At 43.7% G+C, this 24,063-nt stretch carries 27 protein-coding genes; 16 read left to right on the top strand and 11 right to left on the bottom strand.

What is annotated here, in order from left to right; all coding sequences use genetic code 11:
• Positions 1-76 precede the first annotated feature (76 nt).
• The 3 genes from ACX6CI_RS16980 to ACX6CI_RS16970 are packed head-to-tail and all read right to left on the bottom strand — an operon-like array spanning position 77 to position 3,464.
• Positions 77-1,417 carry a sigma-54-dependent transcriptional regulator gene (locus ACX6CI_RS16980; protein WP_458774842.1) on the bottom strand — a complete coding sequence of 447 codons (1,341 nt, stop codon included), beginning with the start codon at positions 1,415-1,417 and terminating at the stop codon, positions 77-79.
• Complete coding sequence (locus ACX6CI_RS16975; RefSeq protein WP_458774841.1) at positions 1,414-1,992, bottom strand: hypothetical protein; 579 nt, start codon at positions 1,990-1,992, stop codon at positions 1,414-1,416. The genes ACX6CI_RS16980 and ACX6CI_RS16975 overlap by 4 nt, the downstream gene beginning before the upstream one ends.
• 35 nt (positions 1,993-2,027) lie before the next feature.
• Positions 2,028-3,464, bottom strand: a complete 1,437-nt coding sequence (locus ACX6CI_RS16970; RefSeq protein ID WP_458774840.1) for an ATP-binding protein — start codon at positions 3,462-3,464, stop codon at positions 2,028-2,030.
• 490 nt (positions 3,465-3,954) lie between these two features.
• Here ACX6CI_RS16970 and ACX6CI_RS16965 point away from each other — a divergent pair, with 490 nt between their 5' ends.
• Entirely contained in the window at positions 3,955-4,269 is a 315-nt protein-coding gene (locus ACX6CI_RS16965) for a hypothetical protein (RefSeq protein WP_458774839.1), read from the top strand.
• An 87-nt stretch (positions 4,270-4,356) separates the two neighbouring features.
• Here the strand turns inward: ACX6CI_RS16965 and ACX6CI_RS16960 are convergent, their stop codons facing one another.
• The 4 genes from ACX6CI_RS16960 to ACX6CI_RS16945 form a co-directional block, all read right to left on the bottom strand.
• Positions 4,357-5,049 carry an aspartate/glutamate racemase family protein gene (locus ACX6CI_RS16960; RefSeq protein ID WP_458774838.1) on the bottom strand — a complete coding sequence of 231 codons (693 nt, stop codon included), beginning with the start codon at positions 5,047-5,049 and terminating at the stop codon, positions 4,357-4,359.
• 76 nt (positions 5,050-5,125) lie between these two features.
• Positions 5,126-5,674: a hypothetical protein gene (locus ACX6CI_RS16955; protein ID WP_458774837.1), complete on the bottom strand. Its 549-nt coding sequence runs from the start codon at positions 5,672-5,674 to the stop codon at positions 5,126-5,128.
• 62 nt (positions 5,675-5,736) lie between these two features.
• Positions 5,737-7,125 carry an ATP-binding cassette domain-containing protein gene (locus tag ACX6CI_RS16950; RefSeq protein WP_458774836.1) on the bottom strand — a complete coding sequence of 463 codons (1,389 nt, stop codon included), beginning with the start codon at positions 7,123-7,125 and terminating at the stop codon, positions 5,737-5,739.
• Between the two features lie 36 nt (positions 7,126-7,161).
• Entirely contained in the window at positions 7,162-8,259 is a 1,098-nt protein-coding gene (locus ACX6CI_RS16945) for a M20 family metallopeptidase (RefSeq protein ID WP_458774835.1), read from the bottom strand.
• A gap of 277 nt (positions 8,260-8,536) precedes the next feature.
• Between ACX6CI_RS16945 and ACX6CI_RS16940 the strand changes: the two genes are divergently transcribed.
• The 5 genes from ACX6CI_RS16940 to ACX6CI_RS16920 all read left to right on the top strand — a co-directional run bounded on the left by ACX6CI_RS16940 (position 8,537) and on the right by ACX6CI_RS16920 (position 13,286).
• Complete coding sequence (locus tag ACX6CI_RS16940) at positions 8,537-9,553, top strand: hypothetical protein (RefSeq protein ID WP_458774834.1); 1,017 nt, start codon at positions 8,537-8,539, stop codon at positions 9,551-9,553.
• Positions 9,554-9,596: 43 nt separating this feature from the next.
• Positions 9,597-10,400, top strand: a complete 804-nt coding sequence (locus ACX6CI_RS16935) for an alpha/beta hydrolase (RefSeq protein ID WP_458774833.1) — start codon at positions 9,597-9,599, stop codon at positions 10,398-10,400.
• A gap of 348 nt (positions 10,401-10,748) precedes the next feature.
• Positions 10,749-11,699 carry an FAD:protein FMN transferase gene (locus tag ACX6CI_RS16930; RefSeq protein WP_458774832.1) on the top strand — a complete coding sequence of 317 codons (951 nt, stop codon included), beginning with the start codon at positions 10,749-10,751 and terminating at the stop codon, positions 11,697-11,699.
• Positions 11,696-12,106 (top strand): NusG domain II-containing protein, encoded by a 411-nt coding sequence (locus tag ACX6CI_RS16925; RefSeq protein WP_458774831.1) that lies wholly within the window; start codon positions 11,696-11,698, stop codon positions 12,104-12,106. Before ACX6CI_RS16930 ends, ACX6CI_RS16925 begins: the two co-directional genes overlap by 4 nt.
• Positions 12,087-13,286: a Gx transporter family protein gene (locus ACX6CI_RS16920; RefSeq protein ID WP_458774830.1), complete on the top strand. Its 1,200-nt coding sequence runs from the start codon at positions 12,087-12,089 to the stop codon at positions 13,284-13,286. Before ACX6CI_RS16925 ends, ACX6CI_RS16920 begins: the two co-directional genes overlap by 20 nt.
• A 16-nt stretch (positions 13,287-13,302) precedes the next feature.
• Here the strand turns inward: ACX6CI_RS16920 and yciA are convergent, their stop codons facing one another.
• On the bottom strand, positions 13,303-13,716 hold the full coding sequence (yciA, locus tag ACX6CI_RS16915) for an acyl-CoA thioester hydrolase YciA (protein WP_458774829.1): 414 nt from the start codon (positions 13,714-13,716) through the stop codon (positions 13,303-13,305).
• A gap of 254 nt (positions 13,717-13,970) precedes the next feature.
• Between yciA and ACX6CI_RS16910 the strand changes: the two genes are divergently transcribed.
• The 3 genes from ACX6CI_RS16910 (at position 13,971) to ACX6CI_RS16900 (ending at position 15,707) form a co-directional block, all read left to right on the top strand.
• Positions 13,971-14,333: a PilZ domain-containing protein gene (locus tag ACX6CI_RS16910; protein ID WP_458774828.1), complete on the top strand. Its 363-nt coding sequence runs from the start codon at positions 13,971-13,973 to the stop codon at positions 14,331-14,333.
• 91 nt (positions 14,334-14,424) lie between these two features.
• Complete coding sequence (locus tag ACX6CI_RS16905; RefSeq protein WP_458774827.1) at positions 14,425-15,066, top strand: ferric reductase-like transmembrane domain-containing protein; 642 nt, start codon at positions 14,425-14,427, stop codon at positions 15,064-15,066.
• Between the two features lie 47 nt (positions 15,067-15,113).
• The gene (locus tag ACX6CI_RS16900; RefSeq protein WP_458774826.1) at positions 15,114-15,707 is read left to right on the top strand and encodes a YceI family protein; all 594 of its coding nucleotides are present in this window, start codon (positions 15,114-15,116) and stop codon (positions 15,705-15,707) included.
• A 66-nt stretch (positions 15,708-15,773) separates the two neighbouring features.
• Here the strand turns inward: ACX6CI_RS16900 and ACX6CI_RS16895 are convergent, their stop codons facing one another.
• Positions 15,774-16,220 (bottom strand): hypothetical protein, encoded by a 447-nt coding sequence (locus tag ACX6CI_RS16895; protein WP_458774825.1) that lies wholly within the window; start codon positions 16,218-16,220, stop codon positions 15,774-15,776.
• Between the two features lie 246 nt (positions 16,221-16,466).
• On the opposite strand from ACX6CI_RS16895, the gene ACX6CI_RS16890 reads away from it, so the two are divergent.
• Together ACX6CI_RS16890 and ACX6CI_RS16885 are read left to right on the top strand one after the other, a co-directional pair.
• Positions 16,467-16,688 carry a hypothetical protein gene (locus ACX6CI_RS16890; RefSeq protein WP_458774824.1) on the top strand — a complete coding sequence of 74 codons (222 nt, stop codon included), beginning with the start codon at positions 16,467-16,469 and terminating at the stop codon, positions 16,686-16,688.
• Positions 16,689-17,093: 405 nt separating this feature from the next.
• The gene (locus ACX6CI_RS16885; RefSeq protein ID WP_458774823.1) at positions 17,094-17,270 is read left to right on the top strand and encodes a hypothetical protein; all 177 of its coding nucleotides are present in this window, start codon (positions 17,094-17,096) and stop codon (positions 17,268-17,270) included.
• 101 nt (positions 17,271-17,371) lie between these two features.
• Here ACX6CI_RS16885 and ACX6CI_RS16880 read toward each other — a convergent pair whose 3' ends face one another.
• Positions 17,372-18,013, bottom strand: coding sequence for a PEP-CTERM sorting domain-containing protein (locus tag ACX6CI_RS16880; RefSeq protein WP_458774822.1), 642 nt, complete (start codon positions 18,011-18,013; stop codon positions 17,372-17,374).
• A gap of 662 nt (positions 18,014-18,675) precedes the next feature.
• Entirely contained in the window at positions 18,676-19,761 is a 1,086-nt protein-coding gene (locus ACX6CI_RS16875; protein WP_458774821.1) for a heterodisulfide reductase-related iron-sulfur binding cluster, read from the bottom strand.
• Positions 19,762-20,488: 727 nt separating this feature from the next.
• On the opposite strand from ACX6CI_RS16875, the gene ACX6CI_RS16870 reads away from it, so the two are divergent.
• The 5 genes from ACX6CI_RS16870 to ACX6CI_RS16850 all read left to right on the top strand — a co-directional run bounded on the left by ACX6CI_RS16870 (position 20,489) and on the right by ACX6CI_RS16850 (position 24,040).
• Positions 20,489-20,905, top strand: a complete 417-nt coding sequence (locus ACX6CI_RS16870) for a PPC domain-containing DNA-binding protein (RefSeq protein WP_458774820.1) — start codon at positions 20,489-20,491, stop codon at positions 20,903-20,905.
• The gene (locus ACX6CI_RS16865) at positions 20,902-21,504 is read left to right on the top strand and encodes an ECF transporter S component (RefSeq protein ID WP_458774819.1); all 603 of its coding nucleotides are present in this window, start codon (positions 20,902-20,904) and stop codon (positions 21,502-21,504) included. Before ACX6CI_RS16870 ends, ACX6CI_RS16865 begins: the two co-directional genes overlap by 4 nt.
• A gap of 78 nt (positions 21,505-21,582) precedes the next feature.
• Positions 21,583-22,368 carry an energy-coupling factor transporter transmembrane component T family protein gene (locus ACX6CI_RS16860; protein ID WP_458774818.1) on the top strand — a complete coding sequence of 262 codons (786 nt, stop codon included), beginning with the start codon at positions 21,583-21,585 and terminating at the stop codon, positions 22,366-22,368.
• Positions 22,369-22,371: 3 nt separating this feature from the next.
• Positions 22,372-23,250, top strand: coding sequence for an energy-coupling factor ABC transporter ATP-binding protein (locus ACX6CI_RS16855; RefSeq protein WP_458774817.1), 879 nt, complete (start codon positions 22,372-22,374; stop codon positions 23,248-23,250).
• Entirely contained in the window at positions 23,234-24,040 is an 807-nt protein-coding gene (locus ACX6CI_RS16850) for an energy-coupling factor ABC transporter ATP-binding protein (protein WP_458774816.1), read from the top strand. Before ACX6CI_RS16855 ends, ACX6CI_RS16850 begins: the two co-directional genes overlap by 17 nt.
• Positions 24,041-24,063: the final 23 nt, after the last annotated feature.

The following is a 24,063-nucleotide window of genomic DNA, read 5'->3' as shown; positions in this document are numbered from 1 at the left end:
ATAGAAAACAAAAGGCCCATCAGAGTTGATCTGATGGGCCTTTTGTCTTTTTCTTCGAACTGTTAGTATATTGGTTCTATTTCTTGAAATCAGCGGAATCCAGACCGTATTTTTTTGATTTATACTGAATAGCTCGACGGCTGATACCAAGAAGTTCAGCGGCCTCCTTTTTTACACCCTTTGTCTGGCGCAGTGCTCTGATGATCGCTTCTTTTTCGCTTTCCTCAATGGAGAAGTTCTCTTCATTTTTTTTGGGAGTTGAAAATACAGAAGGCTCGAGCTGAAGGTCGTCGGGTAATATAACATTGTTCCTGCATAAAATTGCACCGGTCTCAAGGGCGTTTTTTAATTCCCGAACATTACCCGGCCATTCAATGGACTGCAGCCATGAAATCGTTTCATCTGGTATTTCAATGGGAGGCAGATTGTTGGTGGTGGTGTAATTATTAACGAAATACCTGGTCAGTTCAGGAATATCATCAATCCTCTCGCGAAGGGGTGGGATGAGGATAGTGACGACCTTGAGCCTGTAGTAGAGATCCTGGCGAAACTTACCATCTTCTACGTCCTGTCTGAGATCTGAGTTGGTTGCAGCAATAACTCTGCAGTCGACGATTTTTTCTTTCACAGCGCCCACCTGCCGGATGGTACGCTCTTCTAAAAACCGTAGTAATCTGCTCTGCATCTCGGCTGAGATGTTGCCTACCTCATCGAGGAATAACGTTCCACCATCGGCAGACTCGATGAGTCCTTTCTTGTCGCTGATTGCATGGGTAAACGATCCCTTCAGATGGCCGAAAAGTTCACTCTCGAGGATACCAGGCGGTGTAGAACCACAATCCACAACCATATAGGGCCCGTTAATACGAGGACTAAAGTTATGGAGCAGGCGGGCAATACATTCCTTACCGACACCACTTTCCCCAAGGACAAGCACATTGGCGTTACTGCCAGCAACTTTTTTAAGGAGTTCCTTAACCCGTTCCATTTCCTTGCTCACACCCCAGATAAAACCTGTGGAGTCAATCTGCTCCTTGTTTGCCTTTCCTGGTTTGCCAAGGATGTTATGGATCATGGTGATGAGGTCTTTTCCCTCAAAGGGTTTCGTCAGGTAGTCGAGGGCACCTGCTTTTACCGCATCAACCGCGCCGGAAATTGTGCCGTAGGCGGTGAGAAAAAGGACTGGAAGATACGGGTTATCTGTCTTTACTTTTTCAAGAAGTTCCATGCCGCTCATTTCAGGCATCTTAAGATCAGAGATAAGTAGATCTATTGAATGGTTCTGCATGAATTTGAGTGCAGATTTGCCATTCGGGGCCTTGTCAACCTTATAGCCTGCAGCGGTAAGTCTTGCGTGCATAACTTCAAGTAGGGTGAGATCGTCATCGACAATCAGAATATGTTTAGGTTCGCTCATAGAGGTTTTCTTTTTTCCTGGTAGGTTTCGTCTATCTCTTCCAGCTCTTCCAGTTGGTTTTGCAGATTTTTCAGGGTCGTGGACATTTGAGATATTTTCTTCTTTTGATAGGCGATAACATTGTTTTTTCGTTTCTCGCGGGTTGCAAGGGCAACGTGTTTTTGCTGTATCAGGTAACTCTGTTGTCGTAGAGCAAGAGTGAGTAGATGTCGGTTTTCTGTAAAAGGGGACGGGCCTTTGTTGGCATCCCATCTGAGCAGATTGTCTATGGCTTCAATGAGCTGCAAATCACTATTTGCAAGCATCATCTGGGTGCATGCAAGGCCGTAGAGAGCCGAATTTCTGTCTTCGTGGGAAAGTGCTGTTTCGTATATCTGCTCGTATTCTAGAAGTGCGTTTTCAAAATCGCCGTTAATAAAGAGTATATCGGCGGAAGCCTGGGTGTTTTTGACCTCCTCCTGGGGCTGTACTAAATCAAAACTTGCGATAAAACTAGTACAGGAGGAAGTGCCAATGACCATAAAAAGCAAGGTCACTAGGCGTAAAAGGATATTTCTGATAGTTAAAGATCTCATGTAACTTGGTACCCCTATGAACACACTGTAAAAATTTATTTACACGACGGCAAGGTGAAGGAGAAGGTACAACCTCCAGCCTTATTATTTTCTACTTTAATCTCTCCTCCGTAACTCGTCACAATTTTTTTCGATATAGCAAGGCCTAATCCCACGCCGTCGAGATGCCCCCGAACATCTTTTGCTCGATAATACCGTGTGAAAATGAGAGAAATCTCCTTTTCATTTATTCCTGGGCCAAAATCTGTGACATGGAATAAAATAAACCCTTCGGTTTTAATTTCCCAGGAGACATAAACTGTTTTGTCCTCTGGTGAAAATTTAATAGCATTACCAATAATGTTAATAAATACCTGTTGTAACTCTTCTTTAACGCCGTAGAGGTTCGGAGATTTTTTGGGATTAATTATTTTGAGTTGGACAGATTTCTTTTCAGCAAAGGAAGCAAACACCTCTGTCGAATGTTGAACCAGCGTATCAGGTTGTACCTTGGATGCTGCTTTTTTTCGAACACCAGACTCGAGTACTGAAACGTTGAGGAGGTAATTAAGAAGCTTGTTGATTCTTTGTATCTCTACACTGGCAATCTTAAGAAACTTGGATTGGTTACTGTTTACAGGACCAAAGACCTCTTCCACAATCATATTAACAGACTCGCGGATGGAAGAGAGTGGGGTACGTATCTCGTGGCTGAGTGTTGCGATAAACTCATTTCGGATATTTTCTTCTTCCGTGAGCTGATGGCTCATCTCGTTATAGGCCGTGGCGAGTTCGTTAAACTCTTGACCACCCCGTAGAGTGATAGGCTTGTGCACCTTGCTCTGGGTAAAACTTTTAAGGCCTGTTGTGAGTTTTTTAAGTGGGGAAAAAATCGAGCGTGATATATACCAGAGACCAAAAAGACCGACAAGCACAGAAAGACAAAAACCAAATAGACCATTTCTGACACTGATAAGGCTTTTGCTGTTTAATTCGTGCAGGGCTGCTTCTATCTCAGTTTGGTTTGTGGATTTAGCGTTACTAATTTTACCTTGCCAGAGAGAGACAATCTTATCTGAGATCCAATCTTTGCCAATCTCAGGGATCTCACCCTCGCTCCACAGGCCTTCCCTGTGACGATAGTAACTGAATTCGAGTTCGTGCCATATCTTGCCACTACCATCATCGGTTGCAAGCTCTACAACATTGTTTAGTGCAGTTTCAAAGTCAGTCTTGGCTTCAACAAAATATTCTGAATATCGTGGTTTTTTGAGGATTATAAGTTTTTTATGATTTGCCTCCATATCAAACAGACTTGAAAGCATGACATCTGCAAGTTTGTCGACCTTGTTGTTGGTGGTGACAATATGCTCTGTGGTTTGAACCATACTCTGGACGTTATAAAGCAGGACTCCCACTGTACCTGTAAAGATCAGGAAGAAGAGGAAGAAAATCAGGGAAAGCTTCTGTTTTATGCCAGTTTTAAATGCCATCTGTGGTGTGTGCTCTTAAAGTAGTGCCTACTCCAGAAAATATGTTATAAACAAAACCCATTACTGGTCATATTCGAGAGTTTTTCCATTAAACGTCGCTCACCGTTATTGAGCTGAGTCCTTGCTGATATTTTTCATTATCGGGGTTAGTTATAGCAAAGCTCATACCAGCTGTCATCATTTGTATAAAAGAAAATTTTTTGTGCAAGAGGTTGAAAGTAGCACTTTTTCTTCCATTGAAAAATTCTGTTAAATAGGATAGTTGTGTGGACTTGGGTTGGTGTGACTTTGGGGTGTGCATAGTTTGCGCACAGTAATGGGTGGTGAGGGCAATTTTTGCGTTTTTTCTGATCGTGTAATCACTCAGCTTAACTTAAGAACTCGAATCTATGTGAAAAAGAATGCTGGCATATGCCTTGCTTGTGAATTGAAATAATTAAGAATTCTTTTATATTTGAACATGACTGTATCTGAAAATAATGGAGGATCAATGAAACATATAGTCACTTGTCTGTTGCTCGCCAGTTTTGGTGCCATGGGGATGGTTGCTGTGGCAGCAAAATCAGATGGTGTCTCAACGAGCCAGGACTATGGAGAACCATTAAGTCAACTTATAATACCTCAGGAGAGCATGTTCTCAGGCCTCGTTTTTGAGGGAGAGCATGGAATTGCCATTACAACTAACCGGGGAACGTTTCTTCTTAAAGGGGACGGGATTAAACCGCTGGTTGGCAAAAAGATACGGGTCAAAGGCGTGATCCGTGGAGAGTCTCTTCTCGCTGTTCAGGTCGCTGTAAAATCGTAGCGACTTTTTTGAGTTACATTTAAAGGCACCTTACTTCGTCAATGGTAAGGTGTTTTTTGTTTTTGAGCCTTTTTGCAAGCGGCTCTTTTACGATAGACTAAAATCCACAGCCATACTCGTGTGGATGGCTGTTGTGTCAAAGAGTGGAATGTCTGTGTGATTTTCGCTGACCAGCATTGCAATTTCAGTACAGCCTAGAAGTATTGCCTCGGCACCCTGATTTCTCAGGTCGTCCATTATTCGTAGGTATTCGGCTTGTGAATTAGTATTAATCTCCCCCTGACAGAGTTCATTGAAAATTATATTGTCAACGGTCGCCCTGTCTGCAGAATTCGGGGTAAAGACCTGCAAACCGTATTTTTCAGCAAGACGTAATGAATAAAAATCTTCTTCCATGGTAAAGCGGGTTCCAAGTAAACCAACAGCACTAATATTGTTTTTAACAAGAGATTGGCCGGCACCGTCTGCGATGTGAAGGAGCGGAATGTTAATTGCCTCCTCCACCTGCGGGGCAACCTTATGGAGGGTGTTGGTGCAGATCAAGAGGCAATCCGCCCCTGCACCTTCAACAGATAGAGCCGCATCGATGAGTGTTGTGGCGCAAAATTCCCAATTACCTGTACCCATGGCACTTTCAAGTCCAGCAAAATCTACACTCACCATGGTCATTTTAGCAGAATGGAAGCCGCCGAGCCTGGTATTAACTTTTTTGTTGATCTGTTTGTAGTAGTCAAGGGTCGACTGCCAACTCATCCCACCAAGTAGGCCTATGGTTTTCATAAATTATCCTCTTCTTATGACGCTGTTCATCCCAATTAACGTTACGTGTTTTTGAAATGAGATATGTGTTGAGGCCTCATTGCTTGATTATTTCTTGAGAGAGTATTGTTAAACCGGTACGAGAAAGAATCTCTTCATTGGTAAAGCAGTGTGCAATGGAGTGGAAAAGAGCTAGAAGAACAGAAGTTTTTGGTGTGGGAGATATGAGATGTAACTCAATGGCCTTAATGTCGAGAACTATCTGTTCAATGATCGTGTATTCGAGATTCTCTTTGGTTAACTCAGCTTGTATTGCCGTGATGAATTTTTTTGAAATATCACGATCACTATCATTTGCAATGAGTTCTGAACTAAAGGTGAGTTGCTCGTCTGGAGTATTCTCACTCTGTGGCGTGATCCCAAGTGAAATAAGCCCCTCTTCAGTAATGCTTATACCGCCAGCAAGGGTTTTCAACTCAATCAATCCCTGAACCATCAATCCTTCTGCAACTCGGCCAGCTTCAGCTTTATCAATGCCAATGTTGAGCCCAATATCATACATGGAGACCTGTGCTTCGATATTGCCCTGGGTGCTGTTGTAGAGTTCTTGCAGGTAACCAGCTGAGCTTAATTCGTCACTGTTCATTTCAACCTCTTCCGGATGGGCTATGGTTTCAGGGGAGCTATTGATTTCCCCATGGGGTGGCTTTATACATTGTATCTGTCGAGTTGAATCTTCTGGGTGAAAAACGGTCTGTATTCATCTGTCCTGTGACTGACAAATAAAATGGTTGAGAGTTGCTCTTTTGCAATGAGATCGAGAAGATCCAGCAACTTGTATCTGTTTTTGTCATCGAGGCCCTGGGTGGCTTCATCCAAGATGAGGATGAGTGGTTTTTTGATAAGGCCCCGGCCGATGAGGATTAACCGTTGTTCTGAAAATTCAAGACGCTTAAATGGGACATCGGCTAATCGCTCAAGGTCAAGCCAGGTGAGCCAGCTCTTTGCCAGCTGAATCTGGTTCGTGCTCACTTTCTCATATAGTCCAATAGAGTCGAAGAGGCCTGAGAGTACAACATGTAAGGCCGTACCCGGTACGCGATGATCCCTGTGCAGAGATGGTGAGACGATACCCATCTGCTGTTTGAGTTGCCAGATTGATTCCCCGCAGCCCCGCTGTTTACCAAAGAGGCGAAGGTCGTTTGCGTAACACTTAGGATTATCACCGATTAATATGTCTAAAAGGGTCGATTTGCCGCAACCATTTTTTCCATATACAAGGGTGTGATCTCCACGGTTAATTGTCAGGTCAAGTCCTTCAAAGAGGGGTTTCCCTCCGTATCCTGCAAAACCATTTTTAAGTCGTATCAACTCCAAAGGGCCAGACGAATTCTCATCATCTTTATTGTAATTAACAATGGGTGCTGCTGCGTGATGCGCTGGAGCTTCAACTGTTTTCTTAATTTTTTCCAGTATAGTTTCTTGAGGTCCAATTTCACTGAGGTGCACACCCTCAAAAAAACCGATATGGGAACACCAGGCGGGAATGTCATGCAAACTGTTGACGAGAATAATAATAGAGACGCCCTGCACCGATAGTTGCTCCAATGCCTGGTTGAGTTCGGTGCAGCTGCTCATATCGAGACCGTCAAAGGGGTTTTGCAGGATTATTGTACGACTTCCACGTATGACCTCTCGGAGCATGACAAGTTTGCGGTTTTGCCCTGAGCTGAGCTGGCGTAAACCCGTATCTAAACAGTCGTTGAGGTTAAAGGCTGCGAGCAGGCTGGACACCTTTTCAGGGGAACCTAGAAATGTGGCAGCGGTGGTGCCTGGATCAATCCTATCCAGAAAATCGGTGTCATCGTTTCTCAGTTCTTCTTCAAACAACTCCTGTTGTCCATGAAATGATAGTATGCCGGGATCTGGATCAAGTTCAAGCTTTACAGAAGTGACATCTGTGAGTCGGCCTTCAAGAAGCTGTAAAAAATTGTTTATGCCACTGGAATTCTCACCGTAAAAACACCATGACTGACTGGGGGATGTTATGAGCTGATTAATTTCCAGAAATGGGTGGGTGAGTTGTTCAATATTCATGTGAGCAGTGCTGTAAGTGTCGTCTATGGTGAGGTGTTAGTGGTTCAAATTGATAAGAAATCTATCCAAGCGGTCATATATATCAAAGAGTGATGAAATAACAAGATGTTCATCTTCAGTATGCTGGGACATTTCACCATCGGCACCCCAAACTACTCCGGGAATTCCCCTGCCTGAAAGATATCTTGCATCCGAGGCCCCATGTTCGCGGCCGATTTTTGCTCCCTTTGAGCAGTCAATGAGTTGATCAAGGTAGGGAGATTTACCACTGGAAAACACAGGCTCCAGTGCTTTGACGTCAATAGTGGAAACTGTAGCATCATTGATCAGACGAATAATTTCATCTGGATCATCTTTTTCAGTATAGCGGATATCCAGAAGTGCCCGGGCAGAACCCGGGAGCATATTTGTTGAACAGGTTCCAGCAGAGCATTGAGTCAGTGATAGCGTTTTTTTCCAATGATCCAGCGGGTCTCCTATGAAGAGTTCTTTGATTCGAATGTAATCACGGGTCAGTATGTCAAAGGCACTTTCACCAAGCCATGGGCGGGCTGCATGGGCTGATGTGCCCTCGGCATTCAATTCAATGAGTATACTGCCTTTTTCTTTGGTAACAATAAGGTCTGGGTTGCCGCCATCAAGGGTAATGAAAAAATCCGTGGAAAAATGGTCTATCGCCTTGGCGGCCCCGTTGGCGCCACCTACCTCCTCGTCTCCTGTTATCAGAAGACCAAAGCCCATTGCGTCCTGGAATCTTCCACCTTGTTTGAGACGTCTGAGATGCTGATCAAAGAGGGTAAGGGAAAGGGCTACTCCATATTTATCATCTATGGAGCCACGGCCGTAGAGGCTGCCATTTTTTACTTTCGGAGTAAAGAGTTCACTGTTTTCCGCCTCAACCACATCAAAGTGACTCACGAGGAGCACAGGGGTATGGTTTGTGGTGGGTAGAACTAAAATGGATGGAACATCGTTATGTTCAACCAGACTGCACTGGATCTCTTTTTCACCGAGCCAGCTTTGTATCAGGTGACTGCATTCCTGGATTTTCGCAGGACTAGAGTGGGTAGAGGGGATTCTGATGAGTTCTTTTGTCAGGTCGATGAGGCGGGTCTGGTCTTCTACAGTATTCACTATGTTTTTAGTGCGTTACTCCTGAAACCCTGTCATAAAAAAACAAGAAACTCAGGAATTGAATTTGAAATCGTAAGTTTAGTTGTATCGCCAATGCACTTATCCCGTTCATCTGGGTTAGTTGTTAATTGTTTTTATCGGAAAATTATTGTTCCATATATAGTATGGTTTAAATAAAATCTAAACCATTATATTAAAAAAAGAACCAAAAAGTATTTTAAAAAATGCTATTGTATGTGCATGATTATTACTTAGAAAACCTTTTTAACAGACAGGTATGCGTCGTTTTCCTTCAAAAATTCAGCAGCTGATCAAAGAGAGTGGACTTAATCTGAATAGGATTAGTCTTTCCTCTGGTATCTCAAATACCTACCTTGCGAAGCTGCAAAGGGGGGATATTAATCGGCCGGGCAAAGACAAGCTTGCTTCGGTGATGCTTGCGCTTAACTATACCGTCTCTGAGATAAATGAAGTTCTGTACCTGTACGATTATTCATCCCTGTGTGTAGATGATATTCCAGAAATTCTTTCCAATAATCGTGCGAGAAAGGTGGGTGGGGGAACCTTACCCCAGTTTGATCACGTCTATTTTGATCTGCTTCTTGTGGTTTTGGAACAGGAAGGCGGAGATTCTTTGCTGGTGAAGGATCGGCCCAGTGATGTGTATATGCCCCATCAGTTGTATCTCACACGCGAGTACCCCTATGAAGATAGTGATGATTCAACTCAATTTCGTCAGTTTCTGACCCGGGAAATCTTAAAGGAAAGGCGTCAGATTTTTTTAGAAAAGTGTGAATCGGGGGCCAGGGTTACAACCTATATCTGTAAGTCCTGTTTTGTAGATTTTATCAGTTCACTTTTTACAACTAAGATGGATGAGCACAACCTCTTGGCGGTGCAGTATCTTGCAAATGCTCTCTCACTGATCATTAAGCAACCTGAAAGTCACAAAATCTATTTTATGGAGCGATGTCCATATTTTCATTTCATCGTGTATGGAGCAGGCAGAAAGACACCTAAAGTCTCTTATACTGGTCGGAAATTACACAGCTACAGCCGGGAGTGTGATAAACGGATGTTCGAAGGTTTTACCTCCGATCTGCACCATACGGTTAAACAGTTTACAGCGGAACTTGAACGGTGTCACGAGGCCGTAGATAATACGATCAATAGCAACTATCCCCATGGCATTGTTCAGCATGTTACAGAGTTATGCAGGAAGTATCAGGTTGAGGATATGTTAGAGAGAGAACTGACCGTTCTTTTAAATGCACCCAAAATGATTCTTCACTAAATGGTGAAGTAAACAGAAAAAATTAGTAATTGAGGCTGTAGAAATGAATCTCCTCTTGCAGGTCATAGCCTTTCTGGCACTTGGATACCTTGGGATTGTGGGCTTTATGTACTGGCGTCAGGAATCGTTTCTCTTTTATCCGACAATCGCCACCCATGAGGATATCAACCTCGATCATGTTGAAGAATACTCCTTTACCAGAGACGGCGTAACAGTTCGCGGTTGGTTGGTCAATCCTCTCTATGCAAGACACAGGCTTATCATTTATTATGGTGGCAATGGTGAGGATGTATATCTGAACGTTGATGAGTTTGAGGCGCTTCAGTGTGCCACTCTCTTTGTTGCATACAGGGGTTATGGCCCAAGCGAAGGGGAGCCTGGCGAGGATGCAATATTTACTGATGCTCTTGGTATATTTGATGATATAAAGGCGCGTTATCCCGTTTCAGATATTTTCCTCATGGGGCGAAGTTTAGGCTCTGGGGTGGCCTGCTATCTTGCGTCAAAGCGTGAGGTTGAGGGATCGATACTTATTACTCCATATGATAGTCTTGTGGCAGTCGCCCAGTCCATTTATTCATGGTTGCCGGTTTCAGCGCTGCTTCGACATCGTTTTGACTCAACACAATATGTGACCGGTGTGGATTCTCCATTTCTTATTTTCTATGGAGGCCGGGATAATGTCGTACCGCCAGCGAGAACAGAGAGGCTACTGGAATATATCAAGGGCAGGACAAAGGTTGTTTATATTGAACGTGCGGATCACGGAACCATTGGAATGTTTCCTGAGTATTGGCCGGCCATAATAGAGTTTATTGACAGTAGAAGTGTCGAGGTGGATGGCTAGCCATAGAATGTCGTATACTTCTTGTGTAGTGCAAATCTGCTATGTTTCGTCTTTTATTTGCTTTTCTCTCGATTTTTCCCGCAGGAATAGTTGACACCTCTCCTGGTTCTGGTTAATTGCTTATTCTGTTTTTGCTGAGCTGAGCAACAACCCAAATATTACCCCCGATACATGGGAACTATTGTGGGTCTCAGTTCAGTGCCGAAGAAATTTATTTATAAGATGAGCCTTTTGCAAAAGTAGGATTGGCTCAAGATGTATAGAGGACATATTTTGTTACTATTTAGTCGATCAATTGTCATTCCTGTAGCACTCTTTATTTGCATAACCATCTCTGGGTGTGGCTCCGTGGAAACAGATATTCGCGGCGAGACCATGGGAACCACATATAGCATTAAGATTATGAAAGACAGGTTTGCGAAAACTGGTGATCTTGCAGGCCTTGTGGACGCACGTTTACAAGAAATTAATGCAAGTATGTCGACATATATTGAGGATAGTGAAATTAGCATCTTCAATGCGAGTGATGGAAAGGTGGAGTTCTCTCCTTCTGCTGACTTTTTAGAAGTCATGCGGGTGGCAATGGATATTTATTTGCGCTCTGGAGGTGCCTGGGATGGAAGTCTCGATCATCTGGTAACCCTATGGGGTTTTGGGAGGGAGGAGCAGAAAGAGCAGCCCCCATCGGAAAAAGAGATAGAAGCCAGCCTTTCCATGGTTGATTTTAGTAAAATATCAATTTCATCAGACGGGAAGTTTCTTAAAAGTGATCCCCGCTTGACCATTGATCTGGCCTCCATAGCAAAGGGCTATGGGGTTGATGTTGTAGCAACTCTTCTAAGAGAGCAGGGCTTTGAGAATTTTCTGGTTGAAATTGGAGGAGAGATCTATGCCTCCGGCAAAAGGGATAAAGACACTCCATGGCGGGTTGGTATAAACACTCCTTCGAGTGCTGCTGGGTTTGGACAGGTCTATAAGGTCCTGTCAGTTGCGGGAAAAGGTGTAGCCACCAGTGGAGATTACAGGAACTTTTTTGTCTCAGAAGGTCGTGTGTATTCCCATATTCTGGACCCACGTACCGGATACCCTGTGACCAATGGCGTTGTCAGTGCATCTGTTGTTGCTGAGACCTGCACCCTTGCAGATGGCCTTGCGACCGCGCTTATGGTGATGGGGCCTGATGCGGGGATAAAGCTTGTGGAGCAAATGCCAAATGTTGAAGGCCTCATTATTGTTCGTAATCAGGATGGGGAGTATGAGGAATATCCTTCCTCACGTTTTGCTGAATATGAGCTATGATAACCGCTGGTAAAAGTTCTTTAGATACTGAGAGACCCCTGTACAGTTGGAAGTTTGGGGATTTGCTGTCGGCAATTGTGATAGTTACTTTCGGATTGTACTTTTTGTGGGCACAAAACAGTGTAAACAAAAGTGCAACAAAGGCATTGGTCAGTAAGGGGGGAACCGAAGTCGCCGGTTTTTTCCTGGGTGAGGACAGCAGTGTCGATCTGAAAGAATTTGGGGTTAATATGATTTTAGAGGTCAACAATGGTCGGGTGCGTGTGGCCTCCTCTGATTGTAAACAGCAGCTTTGTGTACGTCATGGCTGGATTGCAAGACCTAAGGAAGCTCTTTTATGTCTTCCCAATCATATCACGGTCGAATTAGTTGGGGAGGACGCTGAATATGACGCAATCAGCCGCTGATGCGAATATTTCTCCGGAAAGACTCTCCTTTTTAATAGCTACGGCCGCAGTGCTCCAGCTTTCTGAATCAATGTTGCCGTATCCGATTCCAGGACTTCGACTGGGTCTTGCAAATATTATCTCCCTCATTGTCTTGTTTCAATTTGGTTATAAATCGGCACTGGTGGTGACATTGCTCCGAACCGTAGTAAGTTCTTTTATTATCGGTTCATTTTTATCCCCAGGTTTTGTTTTGAGTTTTACCGCAGGGTTTGCAAGTATTTCGGTGGCTGCATTTTGTCACAGGCTCTCAGGCCATATACCCTTTCTGCAATTAGGTCCATTGGGAGTTGGCATTATTGGGGCATTTGTCCATAACATGGTTCAGCTATTGCTGGCTTATCTGATGTTTTTCAATCATCCAGGGATCTTTGTCCTGGTACCATGGCTCACCTTGGGTTCTGTTGTCTTGGGAGGGCTTTCAGGGAGCCTGGCAATAGCCGTGTTGAACCGTTTGTCAAAGCAAGGGATTGATCTCACTGACATTCCATTTTCTGCGCCATCACTTGAGAATCGGACCTATCAGCCGGGAGACTCCGTGATACACCGCTGCCCGGTGGTGATTAAAATCGGTTTTGTACTGACTGCAACGCTGTTGACAGTATTTTATGAGAACCTTTTCTTTTACAGCGCTTTCTTTCTGGTAATTATTGTTCTTATTTTCCTCTCCTCTCTTCGCTTTAGTCAGGTTTTCTCTGTTTTGAAAAAACTCTGGTCGATTATTTTGGGTGCGTTTTTGTTACCACTTTATTTTAATCATGGCAGTCAGGAGCTGATAAACACACCCTTTGGCACACTTCATCTTGAGGCATTTATAAGCAGTGTTATTTTTAGCACACGGATCATTTTGCTCGCCCTTGTTTCAAACTTACTGGCGCGAACAACCTCGGTGGAATCTTTTACCAGTGGCATTCGAATCTTTCTTAAGCCCTTTGGTCTGATGGGTTTAAACAGTAATAATATTGCTGAAAACATTTCAAATGCCTTGTCAGCTCTTCCAAGAGTCTGGGTAGAGATGCGGTCTTTGTTGGGATTTTTACTTGCGGGTAAACCTAAAAACCTTAAAACCATAAGAGATGCTGCAATCGAGCTATTTCTCCATCTGTTTACCTCCACCAAACACTTCCCGCCTAACAATTAGATTTTAGAGAAGTAACTTATTTGGACTTGTCTTTACGCTGTATCGTCAGTTTTTTTCCCTCATTGTCAACTGACACATAGGTGAAGGCAGCCCGCGTTACCTGGAAGGTCTTGTCGGGGGAAACCGGTGCATTAATAGATGGCTTAACCCAGACTTCAAGGTTGATAGTCACAGATGTTGTTCCAATGCGGATAACATCCCCATAGCAGCAGACCACGTCTCCTACCCCCACTGGTTTAATGAAGGTGATGGATTCAACAGCTACAGTAACAATACGGGTGCCGGTAACTTCTCTCGCCATTATACCGCCAGCAATATCCATCTGTGACATAATCCATCCGCCAAATATATCTCCAGCAGGGTTGGTGTCAGCAGGCATTGCCAGGGTGCGGAGTACCAGACTTCCTCTTGGGCTTGTATTACCTTCCATGGTTGTTATCCGTTTGTTGTGTGAGTGTGGAGGGGCGTGTTGATCGTATAGTAGAAAAGATATACGTGGAGTGGCCAAAGATTTCAAAGAAAAAGAAGTAAAGATTGTATCTATAGTGTCGTTTTATTGCTCCGGCTGCAACAGATAAAACTCATGGGTTGACTTGAATTTTGGTGTCAGAACGATATAGTTATATAGAGGTTTATTATACAAATAACTTTTAAGCAGTCATAATAGAGATAGTGAGAGATTATATGACAGAGGAAAAACGCAGATTCAGTCGGATAGTATTTGAGGTGGCGGCAAGATTGACTGTAGATGATACCACCTATAATCTTGATCGTATAACTAATCTGAGTGTAGGTGGTTGTCTGCTGAGTATCAATGAGGGTTTTACTGTTGAGCAGGATTGCACAGTGACTATTCTACTTGATCGTATGGAGCCTGGTGTTGTTGTTCACGGCAAGATAGTACGTGTTGCCAAAGGGGAAGTAAGTATCCAGTTCACCGCAGTGACCCCTGAAAACTTGCAGCATTTACAGAATATCATCCGCTATAATGCAGATGATCCTGAGCTCATTGATGAAGAGTTGAGTGTCCGCACTGGGCTGCAGTAGTTTGTAGAAGTGTTCCTGTATTTCTCTCTAAATTGACATTTCCTGAAAAGCTCCCATTGTTGTAGTGAGATGTTACCACAGCGGAGGGGATATGGAGTATGTAAAAAAAACTATACTAGTTGCGGTTTTTTTTCTGGTTCTTGCAGGTGCTCTCAGTGTGCCTTTTTTGTATGAATCCCAGACTCTCTGGTACAAGATTGGTCTGGACAAGACGATTCTACGTGGTGGTCAGCTTGCAGGGATGTGTGCGTTAGTTCTACTTTTCTCCCAGGTCGTTCTGGCTGTGGGTGGACCATTTCTTACCCAAGCCTTTGGCTTAAAAAATATCATGGGCTGGCACCGAGCAAATGGGGTGCTCATCCTGTTTTTTGCAGCCCTGCATGTGCTGCTTATTCTTGTCCCCGAAGGGCTTGCAAACCTGCCCATAGGTAAAAAGTTTTGGCCCGAAATGGTCGGTTCATTGCTGTTATGGCTTCTGGTTGCCATCGTCATTGCGTCTCGCTACAGGGAGAAGTTGAAGCTTGATTACAGGCGTTGGCGTACTATCCATAAACCCTTAGGCTACTCTACAGTCCTGCTCGTCTTAGTTCATGTTCTCTATGTCAGTGAATCATTTGCAGCAGGAACACCCAGAAGGGTTCTGCTACTTACGGCCGGACTTTTATTGCTTCGTGTTGCCTGGGTGAAGATCTATCTGCAGATGCTAAAAAACGGTAAAGGCGTCTCCAGATAAGAAAGCCAGATATACAATGTAATTAATTCAATCCCATGGAGGATATTATGAAATTCGGTAAAGTATTATTTGCCATTGTACTTACAGCGGTTTTGTCTACCAGTGCATATGGTGCAGGAGATAGTTGGGAGCTTGATAAGGCACATTCAAATGTCTATTTCAGTGTCGATCATATTTTTTCTAAGGTGAATGGTCATTTTAATGAGTTCACTACAGATATCGTTTTTAATCCGGAAGATTTAGGTAAAAGTAGTTTTACTTTCACTATTGCTGTGGATTCCATCGACACCAATATTAGCAAGCGCGATAAGCATCTTACCTCTCCAGATTTCTTTGATGAGGGCAAGTATCCCCAAATGAAGTTTACATCAACCAAAGTAAGTGGTGGTGATGGTGGTGTATACACAGTTGAGGGAAAGCTTGAGGTGAAGGGGAATGTCTATGATTTGAGCCTGCCTCTGGTTCTTGCGGGTGTAAAAGATCATCCAGCAGTTCCGGGCAAGGAAGTGGCCGGCTTTAACGGAAAAGTAGTTGTTGATCGTTTAGCCTATGGAGTTGGCAATGGCAAATTCCACAAAATGGGTGTTGTGGGAAAAGATGTTGAGGTGTTTGTCAGTCTTGAAGTTACCCGGAGTAAGTAAGGGGTTCTGAATACCTTTGTGACATTCTCCCCTTGTTGTATAAAGAACAGGGGAGAATCGGGCATACTACTTATCCATGGTAAATTCCCTACGTAAGTCAATGACCATGGGATGTTTGCCAATGCTTCTCTGGGGGCGTACAGCAGGCAAAAAATTGATCTTTCTGCCAAATTCAGAAGGTGTTTTTAGAGTGAACCAGACAAGCTTGGGGCTGAGAAGGGATGACCCATCAATATCTTCAATGTTATCAAAACTGATGGTGTGAGTTTTGAGAAAATTTGATACCACAAGCACCTTCTTCTTTCTGTCCAGGGTAACAGTCTTAATTGAACCGGTGGCAAAAAATATAAACACGGCTATTGCTCCCCAGGTTACGGCGTATTGAGTCCACCGAAGATCATATTCAGGTGAAAAAAAGATCACTTCCCTGGCTCCAAGTCCAAAGCCTACCACCCAAATGAAGAGGAAGACAAACTTATAAAAAAATGTGTATTTTGAAGAGAGTATCTGCATTGTTTGTATACCTTTATAGGGTGTTTTTGAGTTGAACAGCTTGTCCTATGGGGTGCTCTGTTTTCAGCGAGAAATGGTGCGACCATTGACAAGGCGTGTAGTTTGGTTAGCTTTAATGAGGTAACCCATTCTATGATTCTCTACCACAAGTAGTTTTCGATGTAATCAATCTTTTTAGGAACCATAGCCGGGTTGCTCTCATTTCTTTTTGTATTTTTAATTTTTAAATATATGAGGAGGCTTATTATGGCTCATACTTGTAACAGTTGCGGTGCAGTGGCTGATGATCCCGGGCATCTTTGCAGCCCTGTAGTTGAAGAGATCTCTTGTTCCTTTTGCGGTGAAAAAAATGTTGGAGTCACCCATGTCTGCAAGGCAAAGCTTAATGCCATTAAATATTCCTGCGAGTCCTGTGGCAGGGTTGCTGCAAAAGGTGAAGACCTGTGCAGCCCAGCAGAAATAAAATAACAATAGTACTAATAAATAGTGCGTAAAAAGAGCCGGAGCCAGGCATGGCGTCCGGCTCTTTTTTTGTTCTTCGTATTGATCGAAATTATTCGTGAATATTCTGTTTTGGGCAACCCATATTTTCCCCCATCAAATGTGTCGACGTAATTCATTGTCATAACCGAAGAGAAGAGAAAGAGAGATTGCTGATCACCTTTCCTTCATTACAATTCATGAAGGGCCATTATCTGGCATGACGACGTTTATGGTAATGAGGAAATCTATTATTGAGACGGTACAACGATACGTCAGATTGTAGACAATACCATTGAAGACAATTTTGCTTCACAATATAACGGTACAATTGCGTGGGTGAGTGATGTTGACGGAGACGAAGAAATATATTTATGGAATGGTGAGACAACCATGCAACTAACAGAGAGTGAGACCCAGGATCGTTCTCCATCACTGTGTAACAATTCAATACCAATTATTAATATAGATGAGGGTGGAGCAACGAACAGACTGGTGGACTGTTTCCACCATGCCGATGAGATCAAGATTGAGCAAATCCCACAGGTGATGGCTGGGCTTGTGGAGTAGTTGGGTGTTGTTTTCAAATCACTTGTTAGCACGTGTAAAATAAAAAAAGCAGAACCGTTTGGTTCTGCTTTTTTACTAAAGCTATAGTTTTGTTGATTACTTTACTTCTGCTTTTTTCTTCTACTAAAACCTGCAAGTCCAAGAAGGCCTGTTCCGAAAAGAAGCATAGTAGTTGGCTCTGGCACTGGATTAACAGGTTCGGTTAATGATACAGAAATATGTGAAATTTCAGGGATATTACCACCGCCATTGGTGAGGTGCTCAGTGGTCCATTTTCCGTCAGTTTGAGCTGGATCCAAATAATACAATGCCCATTCGTCTGAACCTTTTATTACGTAAAATTGAACAGCATCAGTTAATGGGTTGGTTGTGGCCCATGTACCAGTTTTGTAATCGGAACTATAGGTTACACTGAAGTCCGAACTTGTCTCTCCCCCAACCTTATTTTCAATTTTATCCAAATTTGCTGAGTAAGTTGTATCGTCTAAATAATGTCGAATTGTGCCTTCAAGGAGTTTGTTATCGTTTCCGGCAACAGTTCCAAGGTAGTAACCTGACCAATCGGCACCAGTATATCCAAAATAAGATCCGTCATAACCATCTGATGCGGCTTTAGTATCTATGCGATCAAAAAAAGTGTTAGTTCCGTCAGGGCTATAACCATCTAAAGTCAGTAGGGCCATAGCATTACCCGCCGTACCAATTAAAAATAAACCTGTGAGTAGTAAACCTATTTTCTTCATAATAACCTCTTCCGAAATAATTGCTGTTATCTCTGTGATTTCCTGGCAATTAGAGCCAAGTTAATTGTCGGTATGTAATATCTACTAATTTTGCAAAAAAAGGGCCGGAAACAAAAAAAAATACTAAAGAGCACTAATTTCTAATGGTTGCGCATATTAGTCTAATAATTTTTATTACATTCATCCTGGAAACCGGTTTGGCCGTTCAGTAATGCGGAAAATGTTTTTGGGCAATAGCTGTTGAATTTTACTGCTGTCGAAAATATTTACACAAAAAGTGAGATTTCCATTTCTAATTATTGAAAAGGGATTCAAACCAAAACCGTGCGATATATCTCGATATAAGAAAAGAAGCGCTACACAACTTATAATGGCACCAATTAAGGCATAGATGTGTTCATAGAGAAGTCCACCGGCAATAACTACAGGGAACTCTGGCAAGAATAGTACGGGACCGTTAGCAAGTATGGTATATAGATTCAAGGATGACAATCCTGACAAAGGTTGATGAGTTTTGTCGAGATGGATCATCTCGAACTAGCTGTCGAGCCCCGCTATCCGTATCGTAACTGTTGCCAGGATAAGGAACAGGACGAGGAGGATGCGTGGAGTAAATGAACGTTTTTTGTCCTTGGCCCCTTTTGGCTTGCTACTCTCCTTAGCTACTTTGTCAGAAATTTTAGTTTTTGCTTAAGAACAAGTCTGTTGAGATATGTGAAAGGGGTTTTGGTGGACTGTTCTTTTTGTTCTATTGCTTTTTCTGTATCGAAGATAAGATCGAGGAGGTGGGTCGTTGGGACTGTCTTTCCAAGGGTGGAGGAGCAGCCGGCGCAGTAGGTGATAACCCGTTTCCCGCCTGTCTCTTCTTTTCGGATTTCTTGCCATTTACTGGTGATCTGTGGCGCTACAAATGCGGCAGCCCCACCTTCTCCACAGCAAATTGCTTTTGAGCGGCAATGCTGCACCTCTTCAACTTTCTGCACTCGTTTTCCCACAAGAGATCGTACCGCAGAGTGGATTTGGGGGGAAAATCGTGTCGCACATGCATCGTGTATGGAGACAGTGGCAGGGTAAGAGCCTTTGATTGGAGGAGGATTCTCTGCTAACAGTTCATAGGCCGTTATGGTTTCAACTTCAGGAGCATGGGTCTTGAATGTGTCATGACAGCTTGGACAGGCAGTTATAATTCGGGTGATGCCGTGTTTTTTGAAAATGGAGATGAGTTTGGAAAAAGATTCATGAAAATATGGATCTCGTCCCATATCGTGTGAAGGCTTGGTGCAGCAGTCGAGCACGATGCCTAGATCCGGAATTATTGTTGAAAGAAATTGATAAGTGGAGTTGGTAACTTTTGATCGTGTCCCTGCGAGGGTGCAGCCCGGGAAAAAAATTGTGGTACAGTTATCCGAAAAGAGGTGTGTAGAAAACAGTTTTGAGCGGCCACGATTTTCATAGGCGCAAAGAGTCTTATGTTCCGGTAGTATTTTTTGTGGCTCACTCATGATTTCCCGGCGAATATCCAGAAAAGCCGCAGAGCAATCTAATTCCAGTGGGCATACTGCCTGGCAGAGGTTGCATAGATTACATTGGTATACAATGCTGGGATCGGTCAGCGTTTTAGAGAGAAAATGTTTACTGATTGTGCCGGGATTGCCATATTCTTTCAGAAAGGCACATTCCTTGACACAGCGGTTGCATGTGATGCAGTGGTCCGCTGTAAATTGTATGGCATCCAGTGGTTTGTTCATTTTCTGTTTCAGGGCATGCGAAGTCTGTTATCGCCGCCTACCATTTCACCTCTTTTTAGTGTCTTACTATAGAATTTCTATCATAAAAATCAAGAAGCTTAGGAACACCACCCACAATGAAACGACTGTTTCTCATCTGTTTTTTCCTTGTAATGAAATATCGGTTAATATTGGCGTCAGGTGTGTTGCCTTGGAAGGCAACGGGGGGCTTCTTACGAAATGTTCCCATGGACCACGGTGGAAAAGACGCAATTATTCACGTTAAAACTGCACAACTGAATACTTGAAGTAATGAAGGAAAACAAATAGTCAATACCGATCTCTTCTGCAAATCCAATCCCAACAAAGCCACCAAGGGCCACCGTGTCATTATCGCGAATGATACGAACCGATTCTTCGGTAGAAATACTCTTATTCTTTCATATTTTCATAGCTCCTAACTGCTGCATTGCAAAGGTTAAATCTCCCAGAGTAGAAGCATCTTCATTGTAAGATTCAGGGTTGTTTGGGACAGGATCCGGGCTTTTGCTGGACAGGGGTGCCACTGACAATGGTTGATCCGGTGACTGTCAAGAGCTCAGCATCTGCAGTATCGAATTCGGAGATACGATATCGGAAATCTATAAGATATTCCGATTTGAAATATAGAGACCTCTTGTGTATACAGTAGCAGACCTCCCATAGACAGAATTCAACCTATCGAGAACAGAGCGAAAAGTGAAATTGAATGGAAACATTATCCCTTAGGCTTCATCCCGGTCAGGATCTCAAAATTGAAATTGATCAACGTATTGCTCAACATGAAATTGAAGCAGCCTGCATTCTCACCTGCGTAGGGAGTTTGAACACCGCTGTACTACGCTTTGCGAATCAGCAGACTTCTGAAATCCTTGAGGGGCACTTTGAGATTGTCTCTCTCACAGGCGTGTTGTCAAAACATGGCTCCCACCACCATATTGCCATCGCTGATGAACAAGGGAGAAGCTACGGCGCTCATTTAATGGAAGGTTGTAAAATTTATACTACCGCAGAAATCGTCATTGGCATTATCGATGATTGCACATTTCTGAGGACATTTGATCCCCAGACAGGATACCCAGAACTCGAAGTTGTTTCCGCTAACAAAAAGGAGCCAAATTCATGAATCTCAATAAACGATTAAAAGAAGATTTTACTACGACAACTATCGCTCTGATTTCCATTGCCATTGTTATTAATATTGTCGCTGGTCAATTGGTATCAATGCTTAAACTTCCGATATTTCTTGATTCAATCGGGACTGTTCTGGTTGGCCTGTTGGCGGGTCCCTGGGCTGGTGGAATAACCGGGTTACTCACTAACCTCATCTGGGGGATGATTACATCTCCCGTTGCTGCGGCATTTTCTCCTGTTGCCATGGCTATAGGTATTGTGGCAGGCCTATGTGCTAAATATGGGCTATTTAAAACGTGGTGGCTGGCAATTATCAGCGGCGTCATCATTGCTGTTTTCAATGCGATTGTTGCAGTACCAATCAGGCTTTACATGTTTGGTGGTGTCACCGGGTCCGGTGCTGACTTTATCACCTCCTATATGCTGGCACTCAGTAAAGACCTCTTTGGTTCTGTAGTTTTCACTGTTTTTACATCTAATCTGGTCGATAAGGTTGTTACCGCACTACTTGCCTGGGGGATTGTTAAAGCACTGCCACTGCGTACAACGGCCAGACTGCCTCGGGCAAAATGCGTGGGTTCATCTGCATAACAGAAGCAGTAGCACTACTGGTTCCGCTTACAGTTACGTGACCACAGGCAACCAACACCTTAGCGGAGCCAGGAAAAGATGGGACCCCAGAACTCGACAGCGACACTTTTCATCGATAGGGGTTCGTGGATTCAGCGATTACATCCTTTCACTAAATTATCCTATATCCTGCTCACGGCTGTAGCTGTATACTCTGGACTTTTCCGCTGGGAGTATATTGGACTGTTCTTGCTGGCGAATATATTGATAGTTGCAAGTGGGAGGTGCCTTAAAGAAGTCGGTACAGCTTTGGGGGCAATTATGCTGCCCCTGATGCTGTTTATGATCCCCATCCATGGTTTTCTCTATCCCGGCAACAGGATAATTCTTTTCGATGTGTACACCATTGCTTTTTATCAGGAAGGATTGTTGTTTGCCCTCAATACTCTGCTAAAATTGATAGTGGTGTTGCTTACATCACTGCTCTTTGTCTTCACAACCCATCCAGCTGATCTCATTACTGCGCTATCAGATACAGGAAAATCGCCATCCCTTGCGTACCTTCTGGGCAGTCCGATACTTTTGCTGGCAGGTATGCGTGAAAGGATTGAAACAATAAAGGCTGCCCAACGCGCACGAGGTCTTCATGTAGATGGTAATATCTTTAGGCGTTTCTATAGTGTGGCTCCACTCATTGTTCCCCTGGTTGTTGGAGCCATTATAGAGGTTGAACAACGCTCCATTGCTCTTGAAGTGCGTGGTTTTAAATCGGCCTCTGCTAAGACCTCACTGCGGATAGTCGATGATCATCCTGTCCAGCGGATAGTGCGCATGTTAATGATTGTAATATGTGTATTTTTAATTCTTCTACGATTTTTTGGGTGAAGTATGGTCCAGCTTACAACTGAGCACTTAACCTATGAGTACCCTGGGGCCGATGAGCCTGCTCTTCATGACGTCTCTATAACGATTTCGACAGGCGAATTTGTTGCGTTGATCGGAGCCAACAATTGTGGAAAATCGACATTATGTTACGCCCTTGCTGGTGTTGTTCCCCAGTTGTACCATGGAAAGATGCAGGGAAAAATAGTAATTGATGGGGTGGACATTAGAGATACGTCGGTAGGTGAAATTGCGCTTAATGTTGGTCTGGTGCTGCAGGTTCCTGGTAGCCAGATATCAGGTGTCCGCTATACGGTTTTTGAAGAAGTTGCCTTTGGCCTTGAGAATCGGGGTGTAGCACGGGAAGAAATGCAACAACGGGTAAGGAAGACACTACATCTTATGGGACTTGAGGCGTACGCACAACACTCACCATTTCACCTCTCAGGGGGGCAGCAACAGCGACTCGCCCTGGCAACTGTTTTGGCGACAGAGCCGTCTGTTCTCATCCTTGACGAGCCGACAACATTTCTTGATCCGCAAGGGGCAACGTTGGTGTTTGATATCTTGCGTCAATTACAGCAGCAGGGAAAAACAATCATCATTGCAGAACAAAAAATGGATCTTATTGCAGAATATGCAGACAGGGTGCTTGCCTTTGATGAAGGTAACCTTGTGATGGATGGCACTCCGAGGGAGGTTCTTACTTCCCCTATTATGCAAAGAATACATCTTAACTGGACCCGATATAGTCAGGTGGCAGACTTGGCTTGCAAGAACGGATTAATACCGGCGGATCAGCCATTGCCAGCATCTCTGTCTGAGACCGTTGAGGTTATCGATAGACTTTCACCAGTAAGAGAGAACCATGTTCATTCGTGTTGAAAATCTCTCATTTAATTATGCTCACACAGTTGCGGCACTCAAAGATATCTCCTTTGAGATTTCAACTGGTGAGCGGGTGGCCCTGACAGGTCACAATGGTTCAGGAAAATCAACACTTGTCAGGCACCTCAACGGCTTGCTCACGCCTTCTGGGGGAAAGGTGTGGATTGATGACAAGGATACGACAACCACCAGGACAGCACAATTGGCGGGTCAAGTTGCACTCCTTTTTCAAAATCCGGACGACCAGATCTGCAAACGAACTGTTTGGGATGAAGTTACTTTTGGACCTAAAAATTTGGGCTATTCTAAAGAGCGAATCAAGTCACTGGGGCAGGAGGCTCTGGAGCTTTTTGATTTGACCTCTAGCAAGAATAAAAATCCCTATGACTTTGGTTATAGCCAGCGTAAACGAATTGCTATGGCCTCCATTGTCGCCATGGATACCCCGGTTCTCGTTTTTGATGAACCGACTGCGGGCCTCGACCCGTATGAAGTGTCACTTCTGATCGGTTGCCTTAATAAACTCCAGTCAGAAAAAAAGACTGTCATTATCATCTCCCACGATATGGATTTTGTAGCAGAAAATATCGGTAGGGTTATATCCCTTGCCCGTGGCAAGAAGTTGTTTGACGGTAGCGTCCAGGACCTCTTTACTAAACGGAGGCTTATGGTTGACTGTGGTCTCTACTATCCCCAGGTTATACAACTCAGTAAAGCTTGTGGACTACCCGGTACTTCTCTGTCTCCCGATGAATGTGTGCAAGAACTGGAAAAACAATTTCGATAGATCGATAATGTTTTTTTAATGAT

The sequence above is a fragment of the Desulforhopalus glucosivorans genome (genome assembly GCF_054397165.1).
This window is presented reverse-complemented; position numbering and strand designations above follow the sequence as displayed.

What these genes read in the sequence shown, in the direction of transcription:
- yciA (WP_458774829.1), bottom strand. Translation starts at nt 13,716, where the DNA reads ATGGAAGGTAATACAAGCCCAAGAGGAAGTCTGGTACTCCGCACCCTG.
- ACX6CI_RS16960 (WP_458774838.1), bottom strand. Translation starts at nt 5,049, where the DNA reads ATGAAAACCATAGGCCTACTTGGTGGGATGAGTTGGCAGTCGACCCTT.
- ACX6CI_RS16855 (WP_458774817.1), top strand. Translation starts at nt 22,372, where the DNA reads ATGGTCCAGCTTACAACTGAGCACTTAACCTATGAGTACCCTGGGGCC.
- ACX6CI_RS16885 (WP_458774823.1), top strand. Translation starts at nt 17,094, where the DNA reads ATGCAACTAACAGAGAGTGAGACCCAGGATCGTTCTCCATCACTGTGT.
- ACX6CI_RS16860 (WP_458774818.1), top strand. Translation starts at nt 21,583, where the DNA reads ATGGGACCCCAGAACTCGACAGCGACACTTTTCATCGATAGGGGTTCG.
- ACX6CI_RS16925 (WP_458774831.1), top strand. Translation starts at nt 11,696, where the DNA reads ATGATAACCGCTGGTAAAAGTTCTTTAGATACTGAGAGACCCCTGTAC.
- ACX6CI_RS16975 (WP_458774841.1), bottom strand. Translation starts at nt 1,992, where the DNA reads ATGAGATCTTTAACTATCAGAAATATCCTTTTACGCCTAGTGACCTTG.
- ACX6CI_RS16980 (WP_458774842.1), bottom strand. Translation starts at nt 1,417, where the DNA reads ATGAGCGAACCTAAACATATTCTGATTGTCGATGACGATCTCACCCTA.
- ACX6CI_RS16935 (WP_458774833.1), top strand. Translation starts at nt 9,597, where the DNA reads ATGAATCTCCTCTTGCAGGTCATAGCCTTTCTGGCACTTGGATACCTT.
- ACX6CI_RS16920 (WP_458774830.1), top strand. Translation starts at nt 12,087, where the DNA reads ATGACGCAATCAGCCGCTGATGCGAATATTTCTCCGGAAAGACTCTCC.
- ACX6CI_RS16890 (WP_458774824.1), top strand. Translation starts at nt 16,467, where the DNA reads ATGGCTCATACTTGTAACAGTTGCGGTGCAGTGGCTGATGATCCCGGG.
- ACX6CI_RS16910 (WP_458774828.1), top strand. Translation starts at nt 13,971, where the DNA reads ATGACAGAGGAAAAACGCAGATTCAGTCGGATAGTATTTGAGGTGGCG.
- ACX6CI_RS16970 (WP_458774840.1), bottom strand. Translation starts at nt 3,464, where the DNA reads ATGGCATTTAAAACTGGCATAAAACAGAAGCTTTCCCTGATTTTCTTC.
- ACX6CI_RS16850 (WP_458774816.1), top strand. Translation starts at nt 23,234, where the DNA reads ATGTTCATTCGTGTTGAAAATCTCTCATTTAATTATGCTCACACAGTT.
- ACX6CI_RS16950 (WP_458774836.1), bottom strand. Translation starts at nt 7,125, where the DNA reads ATGAATATTGAACAACTCACCCACCCATTTCTGGAAATTAATCAGCTC.
- ACX6CI_RS16870 (WP_458774820.1), top strand. Translation starts at nt 20,489, where the DNA reads ATGGAAACATTATCCCTTAGGCTTCATCCCGGTCAGGATCTCAAAATT.
- ACX6CI_RS16875 (WP_458774821.1), bottom strand. Translation starts at nt 19,761, where the DNA reads ATGAACAAACCACTGGATGCCATACAATTTACAGCGGACCACTGCATC.
- ACX6CI_RS16880 (WP_458774822.1), bottom strand. Translation starts at nt 18,013, where the DNA reads ATGAAGAAAATAGGTTTACTACTCACAGGTTTATTTTTAATTGGTACG.
- ACX6CI_RS16895 (WP_458774825.1), bottom strand. Translation starts at nt 16,220, where the DNA reads ATGCAGATACTCTCTTCAAAATACACATTTTTTTATAAGTTTGTCTTC.
- ACX6CI_RS16940 (WP_458774834.1), top strand. Translation starts at nt 8,537, where the DNA reads ATGCGTCGTTTTCCTTCAAAAATTCAGCAGCTGATCAAAGAGAGTGGA.
- ACX6CI_RS16865 (WP_458774819.1), top strand. Translation starts at nt 20,902, where the DNA reads ATGAATCTCAATAAACGATTAAAAGAAGATTTTACTACGACAACTATC.
- ACX6CI_RS16905 (WP_458774827.1), top strand. Translation starts at nt 14,425, where the DNA reads ATGGAGTATGTAAAAAAAACTATACTAGTTGCGGTTTTTTTTCTGGTT.
- ACX6CI_RS16900 (WP_458774826.1), top strand. Translation starts at nt 15,114, where the DNA reads ATGAAATTCGGTAAAGTATTATTTGCCATTGTACTTACAGCGGTTTTG.
- ACX6CI_RS16955 (WP_458774837.1), bottom strand. Translation starts at nt 5,674, where the DNA reads ATGAACAGTGACGAATTAAGCTCAGCTGGTTACCTGCAAGAACTCTAC.
- ACX6CI_RS16965 (WP_458774839.1), top strand. Translation starts at nt 3,955, where the DNA reads ATGAAACATATAGTCACTTGTCTGTTGCTCGCCAGTTTTGGTGCCATG.